Origin of the sequence: Paenibacillus tyrphae (genome assembly GCF_027925525.1) — a bacterium.
Taxonomy (GTDB): Bacteria; Bacillota; Bacilli; order Paenibacillales; family NBRC-103111; genus Paenibacillus_G; species Paenibacillus_G tyrfis_B.
In genome coordinates this window covers 101,873-112,702 of the sequence record NZ_BSDJ01000023.1, presented here as the reverse complement: position 1 = coordinate 112,702, position 10,830 = coordinate 101,873, and the positions used below count along the sequence as shown (strand labels likewise).

Genomic DNA, 10,830 nt, shown 5'->3' with positions numbered 1-10,830 from the left:
GTTACTACTGACGAGAATTTTCATTCTCTTTATGACACTCACTCAATGTTCAGTTTTCAAAGGGCAATTTGGTTTTAGTATACCTCCGAACCGTTTGTTCCAAACAGCCGGAAGACTAACTTACCACATTGTTTGTCTGATTGCAACTGTTAATTTTTCCAGGCCATTCAGCCGTTTCAATTAAGCAAGGCTTTCGAGACAACGTTCATTACTCTATCACATTTGCTGTCTATTTGGCAAGCACTTTATTTTTCCATTCCAGGGGACGAACCCGCAAGCGCAGAAGTTGTAATCAAGTGCTGCATAAGACAGCGAAAGTAACTTTACCACATTTCACGGAGGAGATGCAAGTCCAAATTTTATCAACTTTTGCACTTAATCTACGTGAAACTTGTGACCGGCTCAAACGGCCGGAATGACACTATAACATAATTGCTGTCTTATGCGCAAGAGTTCTCAAAAATATCCTCTTTCATGTTAATCTATTTAAAGAAGATAAAGATTAAGAAGCGGGGGACGCGGATGACGAAACGAACAATTACGATGGCGCAAGGCGTGGCTCTATATATGGGGGCGGTTCTGGGATCGGGCATTCTGATTTTGCCGGGATACACGGCGGACGCCGCCGGGCCCGCGGCGATTATCTCTTGGCTCCTGCTCTCCTTATTAAGCGTTCCGATTGCCTACACGTTTGCCAGACTTGCACTGAAATACGAAAACTACGGCGGAATCGCAACGATCGTGCAGCAGGCGTTCGGAGAAAGGTCCGGCGCCGTCGTCGGCTGGTTCTTTTTTGCTTGGGTTGCGACGGGACAAGCCGTGGTCGGATTAACCGGCGCTTCTTATATTGTTACGGTTTTCGGACTGGCAGGCGAATGGCTGTATGGCTTCGCCTTTCTATTTCTTGTAGTGGCGCTCGCTGCCAACCTGCTCGGGATGCGCATCAGCGGACTCGTATCGCTGGGGTTAAGCGGGATCGTGCTCGTTCTGCTGGTGCTGACAATTGCCTTCAGCCTTCCGGCCATGGAGGCGGTCCACTTCCGCCCTTTCGCTCCTCACGGATTGACCGGGGTCGGGCAAGCGTGCGTGCTTATTTTTTGGGCGTTCTTCGGCTGGGAAAGCATCACCCATCTCGTACCGGAGTTCCGCAACCCGCAGCGGGACGTGATGCGCTGTACATGGGCCAGCGTTTTTATTATCGGCGCCGTCTATACGCTGTTATCCGTAGTGACGATTGGAACGCATACGTATGGAGACATTGGGACCGAAGCGCCGCTGGCTGCACTGATGAACCGGGCACTCGGATTAAACGCGGGGCTGGCAACCGTGGTTGTAGCCTGTATCGTCTGTCTCGGCACGCTGAACGTGTACCTCGCCAGCTCTTCCCGCCTCGGGTATGCGCTGGCCGTCGAAGGAAAGCTGCCGCGATGGTTTGCGAAAACGAGCAATAACGGGACGCCCTACCGTTCGGTGTTCTTTCTGTTTGTGACCAATACGTTGACGCTGGCTTTCAGCTATGCGGCTTCGTTTTCCGTGGACCGATTAATTTTGGTGCCCACCACGCTCGGGATTCTCGTATATATTGTAGCTTCGTTTGCCTGCGTTAAGCTGTTGTGGAGCGACAAGGCCGGACGTTGGGCTGCATTGACATCGTCAACGCTTTGTTTGGCGATTGCGCCCTTTTCGATGCAGTACTTGGCCGTACCGGCCGTCGTGGCTGCGAGCTGCCTGCTGTATTTGCGATATCGACGCAAAGGTTCGGCCGTGAATTCGCCATAACGATATGAAAAAAGATCGCCCTTCCGGCTAAGTTAGCCGAAAATTCGGCGGTCTTTTTCGCATTTTGGCAGCGAAGAACATGAGGCATACTTGCAGTTGTGTACTAAACTTGTCACATTTGATGCTCCTCTGTGATAAATATCGCATAGTTGTGAAAAAAATCACTAATTTTTCGTTAGCTTCCCTGTATACTTTCCTTATACAAAAGAAAATTCAAAGCTTTCGAGGAGGCCGGACAATGACCCTCAATAAAGAGAAACTTGTCGTTATCGGAAATGGAATGGCTGGCATCAGTACCGTGGAACAAATTTTGAAATTGACAAAACGATTCGATATTACCGTTTTTGGCAGTGAACCGCATCCCAACTATAATCGTATTCTGCTCTCCTATGTGCTGGAAGGCAGCAAAACATTCGACGATATTGTATTAAACGGATGGGATTGGTATAAAGAAAACGGCATTACACTTCATACCGGAACGACGGTTTCGTATATCGATCAAGCTGCTCATGAGGTCGTAACGGAAAATGGAGAGCGTGTGCCTTACGACAAAATCATTATTGCGACGGGCTCGAATCCGTTTATTCTGCCCATCCCCGGCACCGACAAGCAAGGCGTCATAGGCTTCCGGGATATTTCGGACTGCCAGCAAATGCTGGAGGCAGCCAAATCCTACAAGAAGGCGGCCGTTATCGGCGGAGGGCTGCTTGGACTGGAAGCGGCCAAAGGCCTTGTTCATCTCGGCATGGACGTAACGGTCGTTCATCTAATGGAAGATCTGATGGAGCGCCAACTGGATCATCAGGCAGCATCGATGCTGAAGGCGGAGCTCGAACGTCAAGGCATCAAATTTAAGATGGGGGCAAAGACGGTAGAACTGTTCGGAGACGAACGTGTGGCCGGGCTGCGGTTTGCCGACAATACGGTGCTGGAGGCGGAGTTCGTCGTCATGGCCGTAGGCATCAAGCCGAATGTGGCCGTGGCGCAGGCAAGCGGAATCTGGACGAAACGCGGTATCGTGGTAGACGACTATATGCAAACTTCCATGCCGGACGTTTATGCCGTCGGCGAATGCAATGAACATCGCGGTGTCTGCTACGGACTGGTTGCCCCGCTTTTTGAACAAGGCATGGTGCTTGCCAAGCATCTGTGCGGCGTAGATACGCTCCCCTATGAGGGCTCGGTCGTATCGACGAAGCTGAAAATATCGGGTGTGGACGTGTTCTCCACCGGCGAGTTTATCGAAGATCCGGAGCATGTCGTCATTGCCCATAAGGACGAATGGAAGCAAACGTACAAAAAAATATTGCTGAAACAAAATGTGATGGTGGGCGCGGTGCTCTTCGGCGATATTACGGAATCGGCCAATCTGCAAAAGCTGATCAAGCAAAAAACCGTGATGACCGACGAAATTTACGACTCGCTCATGGGTACCGGCTGCTGCGGCGGCGGAGCGAAAGGCGCGGCTTCGGTGGAAGCCATGGCTGATGAGGAAATCGTGTGCGGCTGTAACGGCGTAACCAAAAAGACGATTGTCGACGCCATTACGGAACAAGGATTGACGACGGTCGACGAAATTAAAGCCTGCACGGGAGCAACGCGGTCCTGCGGCGGCTGTAAACCGGTCGTTGAGCAAATTCTGCAGCATGTTCTTGGCGACGGCTTCAAGGCTTCCGTCAAGCAAGGCATCTGTGGCTGCACAACCCTCGGCCGCGATGAAATTGTCGCCGAGATCCGAGCTAAAGGATTGACCTCAACGAAAGAAATTATGCATGTGCTGGACTGGAATCAACCTGAAGGCTGCTCGAAGTGCCGCCCGGCGCTGAACTATTATTTAGGCATGATTTATCCGGATACATTCCAGGATGAAAAGGAATCGCGCTTCGTAAACGAACGCATGAGCGCCAACATTCAGAAAGACGGCACCTTTACCGTCGTTCCGCGGATGTACGGCGGGGTTACGACGCCGGAGGATTTGAAGAAAATCGCCGACGTTTCGCTGAAGTATGATGTGAAGGTTGTTAAAGTAACCGGCGGTCAGCGGCTGGATCTGATCGGCGTGAAAAAAGAAGATGTACCCAAAGTTTGGGAAGAGCTGGGGATGCCTTCGGGCTATGCCTACGCGAAATCGCTGCGGACCGTTAAAACCTGCGTCGGCGCGCAATTTTGCCGCTTCGGTACCCAGGATTCGATGAGCATGGGCGCATTCCTCGAACGCAAATTCGAGCGTCTGGATCTGCCCGCCAAATTCAAAATGGCCGTGAACGGATGCCCTCGAAACTGTGCCGAAGCGTGCACCAAAGATATCGGCATTGTCGGCAATGACGGCGGATGGGAGCTGTTCATCGGCGGCAACGGCGGAATTAAAGCGCGATTGGCCGATTCGCTCTGCAAAGTAAAGACCGATGAAGAGCTGATCGAGCTGTGTGCGGCCATCATTCAGCATTACCGGGAAACCGGAAAATATCTGGAGCGGACTTCGGAGTGGGTGGAACGCATGGGCCTGGAAACGATCCGCAAGGCGGTCGTTGACGATATGGAAAATCGCAAAGCGTTAGTGGAGCGGATCGAATTCGCATTGGTGCAGGTAAAAGATCCGTGGACCAAAATGCTGAACGATACGGATACGCGCACGGCCTTGTTCCAAAACCTGGAGCCGGCAGCCCAATAACCTAAATACAGGAAGGAGTTTGGACTATATGAAGGAACAGGAAACTTTTTATCCGATCGGAACGCTTGATCAGTTTTTGCCGCAAATCGGACGCACCGTGAAATGGCGCGAATGGGATATCGCCATTTTCAGAACTTCGGACGGAGGAATCTATGCGCTGGAAAATCGCAGTCCGCATCCGAAAGGCGGACCGCTCGCAGAAGGGATCGTATCGGGGCATTACCTGTACGACCCGCTTCATGACTGGAAAATCGATTTGACTACGGGGCTCGTACAGCTCCCCGATCAAGGACAAGTGCTGACGTTTCCGGCAAAAGTGGAAGGCGGTCAGGTTTACCTCGCTGCACCTGCAATCCAAACCGTCTGAGGCGGAAAGCTTGACCGACTTTTATACAACGCAGAAGAGTAGCCGGGGAGGACCACCGTATGTTTACATCAAGCGTAGAAGCAATCGTTGAAGCGGCTGTAAAAAAGAAAGAGAAAATGAACGAGAATCTCGCCCGCTATGTAGTGTCCGCTTTGCTGGCCGGAGCGTACGTGGGGCTAGGCATTATATTGATCTTCTCCGTCGGAGCGCCGGTGGCGGCTGCGAAGTCCCCTTTCCAGCCCATGGTGATGGGGATGTCCTTCGGTTTGGCGCTGACGCTTGTCGTCTTCGCAGGCTCGGAACTATTTACCGGAAATAATATGTTTTTTACAATGAGCACACTTGCCCGCCGAACGACGGTAGGCGATACGCTGAAAAACTGGGTGATCGTGTTCCTCGGGAACTTGGCCGGAGCCGTAATCCTTTCCTTGCTCATCGTCGGTACCGGTCTTTTCAAAACGGCAGCGCCGGAGCATCTGATCTTCGCCGCTGCGGCCAAAAAAATGGCGCTTCCGTTCTGGGAATCGTTCTTCCGCGGCATTCTGTGTAACTGGCTAGTCTGCCTCGCTTTATGGATGGCCGGAAGGGCGAAGGAAGATATCGCCAAGCTGGTGCTCATCTGGTGGTGCCTGTATGCCTTTATCGCGAGCGGCTATGAGCATAGCGTAGCCAATATGACACTGCTTAGTTTGGCCTATTTGCTGCCGCAGCATCCCGAAACGATCTCGATTGGCGGCTGGCTTAACAATATGATTCCGGTCACGCTCGGCAACATCGTCGGCGGCGGCATTTTCGTCGGGATGGCTTACTGGTTCATCTCTCCCGTGCGAAGCAAGTAACTTAACTGAAGACAAGAAAACTTTGCCGCGACTGCGGCATTTTTTTCTTTTCCGGGGAAAACAAGGTACAATAGCGATGAGGTGAATGGACATGCAGCCTTTATTAAAGGTGGAAAAGCTGACCGGCGGATACAGCCGCAAAAGGCCAGTGCTGCACGAGCTATCGTTCTCGGTTCGTCCGGGAGAGATGGTCGGCCTGATCGGTTTGAACGGGGCCGGCAAAAGCACGACGATCAAGCATATCCTCGGCTTGATGCAGCCGCACAGCGGTCAAATTCTGCTTAACGGCAGATCCGTGGAGCAAGACCCGACAGCCTACCGGCAGACGTATGCCTACGTACCGGAAAACCCGCTTTTGTACGAAGAATTGACGGTGAAAGAGCATCTCGAAATGGCCGCGATGGCTTACGGCATCCCTAAAGACGCCTTCGAGGAGCGCGCCGCCGCCCTGCTGGACGAATTTCAAATGACCGCCAACTGGAACCGTTTGTCGGCCCATTTGTCCAAAGGGATGAAGCAAAAGGTCATGATTATGAGCGCTTTTCTCGTACGGCCTGCCTTATATATTATCGACGAGCCTTTTCTCGGCCTCGACCCGCTCGGCATCCGGGCACTGCTGGAGCTGATGGTCCGGGTTAAAGAAAGCGGCGGCGCCATTCTGATCAGCTCGCATATTTTGTCCACGATCGAACGGTACGGGGACCGTTTTCTTCTGCTCCATCAAGGCCAGCTGACGGCTGAGGGGGACGTGGAGGCGCTGCGGAAGCAGGCGGATATGCCCGGCGCTTCGCTCGACGACTTGTTCTGCAGCCTGGTTACCCGGGACGTGACGGTGCGATGAACAAACACGAGCTGCCTTCCGATATTTCGGGATTGTGGAGCAAACGAACTTCGGAGTTTTGGCGGGAAGTACGTCCCTATGCCGGATATGCGCTGCAAAGCTTCTCTTACGCAGCTATTTTGATTATGCTGGCCGGAGGATACTTTTATACCCGATTGCTAAGCGAGGCGCCGCCGGATTTTCCGTTTCGTGAGACCGCAGCGCTTGTGCTCCTGCCCTTCTTGGCTGTATCCCCGGTTCGGACCTACATAAGGAACGCGGACTTCATCTATTTGCTTCCGATGGAGACGAAGCTGTCGGTTTATATGCATCAGGCGGTGATGCGGTCATTTTGGATCCAGTCGTTCCTGCTGCTTGCCGTGTGGATGGCGGCTTGGCCGATGTATGCCATGGTGGCCGGCGGAAGCCTCGTTCCATTCGCTCACGTGCTGATCATGGCGATTCTCGCGCAACGCGTGCTCATCCATGGCGCATGGCTAGAGCTAAAGCTGACGGACCGTCTGCCGATCATTCTATGGTCGGCCCTTCGTTGGATCGTTGCCGCCGCAGCGGCGCTGCTTCTGCTCCGCCTGCCGCTGTGGACGGGGACGTTGGCCGTCTCCGCCGTGCTGCTGGTTTACCTCGGGGCGCTGCGACTCATGGGCGGCAAACGAATCTTGAATTGGCTAAGGCTCGCCGAAACGGAGCAAAGACAGCGGGCGCGGATTTTCAGGGTTTTGAACTATTTTATCGATGTAGCGGATATCCCGAACCGTCCGTCGCCGATTCGCGCGCCGATGAAGCTTCTCCGGGGGCTGGGAGGCTTCAGGTACGATTCGGCTCATACTTACCGTTACTTGTTCACATTGGTATGGCTTCGCTCCGAGCTCGGCGGAATTACGATGCGGTTGACGGCGCTCGGCTTCTTACTGATTGCCTGGACCCGCGGCGATGCACTTGCCGTTTTCTTGTTCGCCCTGTTTGCGGGACTGACGATGCTCCAGCTTAAAGAGCTGCAAAAAGCGTACCGTCATTCCGATTGGTCGTACATCTACCCGCTTCCGCCGGAATTGCGCATGCGTTCGGCAGCGACCGTCCGTTTCCGCATTCATGCCGCTTGCCTGCTTCTGCTTGGCATGCCATTGCTGTGGGCGATGTCGCATCCCGGATACGCCCTAGTGACGCTGGGCGCCGGGCTGGCACTATCTTACGGGTATGCCAGATGGACCATGCGCGCGAAGAAAGCCGCAAAAAAGAAATAGCCCCTGTCCCCTTATTCGATCCTGTCGTATAATGGGGATTGCTTTTAGAATCAGACCGCTTTTGGATAAAGAAAGGAACGCGACCTATGAAACCAACCCCTGCGATATCGAGAGCGCCGCGAAGGCGAAGAAGCATGTCGAGGAGCCCATTATGGCTGCGAATCGTCCTCGGACTGCTGGCTGTAGCGGTGATCGCCTGCATAGGAATCTCGGTTTATGTGGGATGGAAGCTATCCCACCCTGTGCCGAAGTCTCTGGATGATTCGCCGGAACGCCTCGGGCTCGCCTACGAAAACGTGCAATTTCCGAGCCGCGAAGGCGGACTGACCTTGAAAGGCTGGTACTTGCCGGGCAAAGTGACGGAGGGAGAAGACGCAGCCGTCAAACCGAACATCATTATGGCCCACGGGTACAAGAACAACCGATTGCAAAAAAGCGCCGAAGCGTTGTCATTAGCCAAAGAGCTGACGGACCGGGGCTATAGTGTGCTGATGTTCGATTTTCGCAATGCCGGGGAATCCGAAGGTAGCGTGACATCGATCGGCTACTATGAAAAGCATGACCTGCTCGGGGCCATTGATTGGATGAACAAAAACCATCCCGGAAAGCTGGCGCTGCTCGGCTTCTCGATGGGAGCCAGCACTTCGCTGCTGGCTGCGGCGGAAGAGCCGTCCGTGCTCGGCGTTGTAGCGGATAGTCCGTTTAATCATTTGACCCGCTATTTGAAGGACAATTTGCCCGTTTGGTCCAATTTGCCCAATTTCCCTTTTACGCCGCTGATCTTGAGCATTTTGCCCCCGATGATCGGGGTCGATACGGATCAGGTGGACGGACTCGCGGCGGTCGACCGCATTTACCCGCGGCCGGTGCTGTTCATTCACAGCACGAAAGACCCTTCGATTCCCTACAGCAACAGCGAGTCGATGTGGGAGAAGCACAAGGATAAATTCGAGCTGTGGACGACGGCAGCAGAAGGGCATGCCCGGAACTATCCGCCGCTCAAAGCGGAGTATGTGCAGAGAGTGACGGCGTTCTTGGAAAAACTGTAACATGCAGAAAAAATGAGCCACGGTGCTTTTATGGGCCGGAGGCTCGTTTTTTCGATTTGTTAAGTATAGCGAATCCGCTGTCCGCTGCGGGACGATTCATAAATGTCCGTCACGAGCCTGAGCGCTTTGTAGCCCTCGGGCCCGTTCAGCGCGTAAGGCCGTCCCTCCAGCACATGCTCGTAAAAATCGCGGATTTGGTAGCCGTGGCTGACGCCCCAGTACGATTTTGCCCCAAGGTCGTTCGGTACCGGCTCACTCAGAACCGCCGATGTGCCGTTCCGGTGCAGATACAAAGTGTCGCCCAGCAAATGCAGACGGCCCTGCTCGAACACCAGCTCCACCTCCACCGGAGAGTTGACGCCGTACGCATTCGTCGCATAAAACACCGCCGTCGTCCCGCTGGCGAACTCCAAATGAGCATGCGCCGAATCTTCGACTTCGATGACGCCTTCAAGCGCATCCGTAGAAATCGAGCCCTTAATGCTCTCTACCTCGCCGCCGAACCATTGCAGCAAATCGAGCGTATGAATCGCTTGGTTGATGAGTACGCCGCCGCCCTCCGTCGCCCAGCGCCCCTTCCATTCGGTCTCATAATACTGCGGGCTACGGTGCCAGGTCACGATGCCTTTCATACAGAGCAGCTTGCCAAGCTCACCCGAATCGATCGCTTGCTTCATACGAACCGAAGCGGGATTGTAACGGTTCTGAAAAATGACGCCGAGCTGCACACTCGTATACTTCGCTGCCGCCTCCAGCATCGTGCGCGCCGACGCCTTGTTCTCGGCCATCGGTTTCTCCGTCAGCACATGCTTGCCTGCCGCCAGCGCGTCGACCGCCATGGGAGCATGCAGATAATGGCCCGTGCATACGTGAATGACGTCGATATCGCTGCGCTTCAGCATATCGCGGTAATCTGCGTAATAATCGCAGCCGTACTGCTGTGCGGTTCGCCGCCCGACCGTTTCGTCTGTGTCGACAACGGCCTTCAACTCGGCCAAGCCAAGCTTGGCGATCGCTTGCAAATGAACGGCGGCAATGGCGCCGCAGCCAATCAGAGCCGTACCTAAACGCTTCACAGAGTTCACCTAGTTTCTTCAGTGGTAGAATAACTCCATCATGACGTATAATAAATACAACTTCCTTGCATCGATTGCTACATTTATTGCTTTTTTTGACTTTTACCCGACAGAGGAAAACGGCCATGTATATTCACGGAAAAAACAAGTATTTCGACTTTACCCATCGCCGGATGGAAACGCCTCCAAAATTCGATTTTCATCTTCACGATCGGTTTGAGATCTACTTTTTTATCGCCGGCGACGTGCATTATCTGATCGATAAAAACGTATACCCGCTCAGCTATGGCGACATGCTGATTTTGAACAACCGGGAGCTGCATAAGCCGACCTTTCGTTCGAATGCGCCGTATGAAAATGTCGTTATCCATTTCGATCCTTCCATCGCCGCCGGTCTTGCGTTGGTCTCGGATTTCCCTCTGCTCGATTGCTTCGTCAACCGGCCGCAAGGGGAATCCAATCGAATCGCGCTCAGTGGCCCCCGGCTGGATGCCGCGCTCGCTTTGTTCAAGAAGGCCGAGCTTCTGCTTTCCGAGCCTCAGGACGGAGCGGATCTGCTGCTGACCGCGTGCATGATCGAGCTGCTCGTGCTGGTGAATCAAGCGTTCCGCGACCGTCGCTCGGGCACCGGGTACAGCCCGGCCGCTACGAACGAAAAGCTGGGGCCGCTGCTCGAATATATCGACGGGCATCTGGAGCACGATTTGACATTGGAAGCGCTGGAGCGGCAATTTTATATGAACCGCTATTATCTCAGCCGTCTCTTCCGCAAGCATACGGGGAGCACGATTCACGAATATATTTTGCTCAAACGGATTGCCCGTGCCAAAAAGCTGCTTCAGGAGGGGCATAATGTCACCGCCGCCTGTGAAGGCTCAGGCTTCAACGACTACTCGCACTTTATCCGCATGTTCAAGCGGCTTGTCGGGGTTCCCCCCGGGCAGTACCGCAACCGGTAGGCGAGACG

Annotated in this window: 9 protein-coding genes; 8 read left to right on the top strand and 1 reads right to left on the bottom strand. The window is 53.8% G+C overall.

Annotation, left to right across the window (positions count from 1 at the left end):
• Nucleotides 1-522 precede the first annotated feature (522 nt).
• The 7 genes from QMG93_RS24230 (at nt 523) to QMG93_RS24200 (ending at nt 8,787) form a co-directional block, all read left to right on the top strand.
• Nucleotides 523-1,779, top strand: coding sequence for an APC family permease (locus QMG93_RS24230; RefSeq protein WP_281941049.1), 1,257 nt, complete (start codon nt 523-525; stop codon nt 1,777-1,779).
• A gap of 238 nt (nt 1,780-2,017) precedes the next feature.
• Nucleotides 2,018-4,450, top strand: a complete 2,433-nt coding sequence (gene nirB, locus QMG93_RS24225; RefSeq protein ID WP_281941047.1) for a nitrite reductase large subunit NirB — start codon at nt 2,018-2,020, stop codon at nt 4,448-4,450.
• A 28-nt stretch (nt 4,451-4,478) separates the two neighbouring features.
• Nucleotides 4,479-4,817, top strand: coding sequence for a nitrite reductase small subunit NirD (gene nirD / locus QMG93_RS24220; protein WP_281941045.1), 339 nt, complete (start codon nt 4,479-4,481; stop codon nt 4,815-4,817).
• Between the two features lie 59 nt (nt 4,818-4,876).
• A complete protein-coding gene (locus QMG93_RS24215) occupies nt 4,877-5,656 on the top strand; it encodes a formate/nitrite transporter family protein (RefSeq protein ID WP_281941044.1) in 780 nt (259 codons plus the stop codon).
• A gap of 91 nt (nt 5,657-5,747) precedes the next feature.
• Complete coding sequence (locus QMG93_RS24210) at nt 5,748-6,497, top strand: ABC transporter ATP-binding protein (RefSeq protein ID WP_281941043.1); 750 nt, start codon at nt 5,748-5,750, stop codon at nt 6,495-6,497.
• Complete coding sequence (locus QMG93_RS24205) at nt 6,494-7,738, top strand: ABC transporter permease (RefSeq protein ID WP_281941041.1); 1,245 nt, start codon at nt 6,494-6,496, stop codon at nt 7,736-7,738. The genes QMG93_RS24210 and QMG93_RS24205 overlap by 4 nt, the downstream gene beginning before the upstream one ends.
• Nucleotides 7,739-7,872: 134 nt before the next feature.
• The gene (locus QMG93_RS24200; protein WP_281941039.1) at nt 7,873-8,787 is read left to right on the top strand and encodes an alpha/beta hydrolase; all 915 of its coding nucleotides are present in this window, start codon (nt 7,873-7,875) and stop codon (nt 8,785-8,787) included.
• Nucleotides 8,788-8,846: 59 nt separating this feature from the next.
• On the opposite strand, the gene QMG93_RS24195 is transcribed toward QMG93_RS24200, so the two are convergent.
• On the bottom strand, nt 8,847-9,863 hold the full coding sequence (locus tag QMG93_RS24195) for a Gfo/Idh/MocA family protein (RefSeq protein WP_281941038.1): 1,017 nt from the start codon (nt 9,861-9,863) through the stop codon (nt 8,847-8,849).
• A gap of 125 nt (nt 9,864-9,988) precedes the next feature.
• Between QMG93_RS24195 and QMG93_RS24190 the strand changes: the two genes are divergently transcribed.
• Nucleotides 9,989-10,822 carry a helix-turn-helix domain-containing protein gene (locus QMG93_RS24190; RefSeq protein WP_281941036.1) on the top strand — a complete coding sequence of 278 codons (834 nt, stop codon included), beginning with the start codon at nt 9,989-9,991 and terminating at the stop codon, nt 10,820-10,822.
• The last annotated feature ends 8 nt before the right edge of the window (nt 10,823-10,830 follow it).

Bases quoted from the DNA above. Each gene is read 5' to 3' on its own strand.
- QMG93_RS24230 (WP_281941049.1), top strand. From the start codon at position 523: ATGACGAAACGAACAATTACGATGGCGCAAGGCGTGGCTCTATATATG.
- nirB (WP_281941047.1), top strand. From the start codon at position 2,018: ATGACCCTCAATAAAGAGAAACTTGTCGTTATCGGAAATGGAATGGCT.
- nirD (WP_281941045.1), top strand. From the start codon at position 4,479: ATGAAGGAACAGGAAACTTTTTATCCGATCGGAACGCTTGATCAGTTT.
- QMG93_RS24215 (WP_281941044.1), top strand. From the start codon at position 4,877: ATGTTTACATCAAGCGTAGAAGCAATCGTTGAAGCGGCTGTAAAAAAG.
- QMG93_RS24210 (WP_281941043.1), top strand. From the start codon at position 5,748: ATGCAGCCTTTATTAAAGGTGGAAAAGCTGACCGGCGGATACAGCCGC.
- QMG93_RS24205 (WP_281941041.1), top strand. From the start codon at position 6,494: ATGAACAAACACGAGCTGCCTTCCGATATTTCGGGATTGTGGAGCAAA.
- QMG93_RS24200 (WP_281941039.1), top strand. From the start codon at position 7,873: ATGTCGAGGAGCCCATTATGGCTGCGAATCGTCCTCGGACTGCTGGCT.
- QMG93_RS24190 (WP_281941036.1), top strand. From the start codon at position 9,989: ATGTATATTCACGGAAAAAACAAGTATTTCGACTTTACCCATCGCCGG.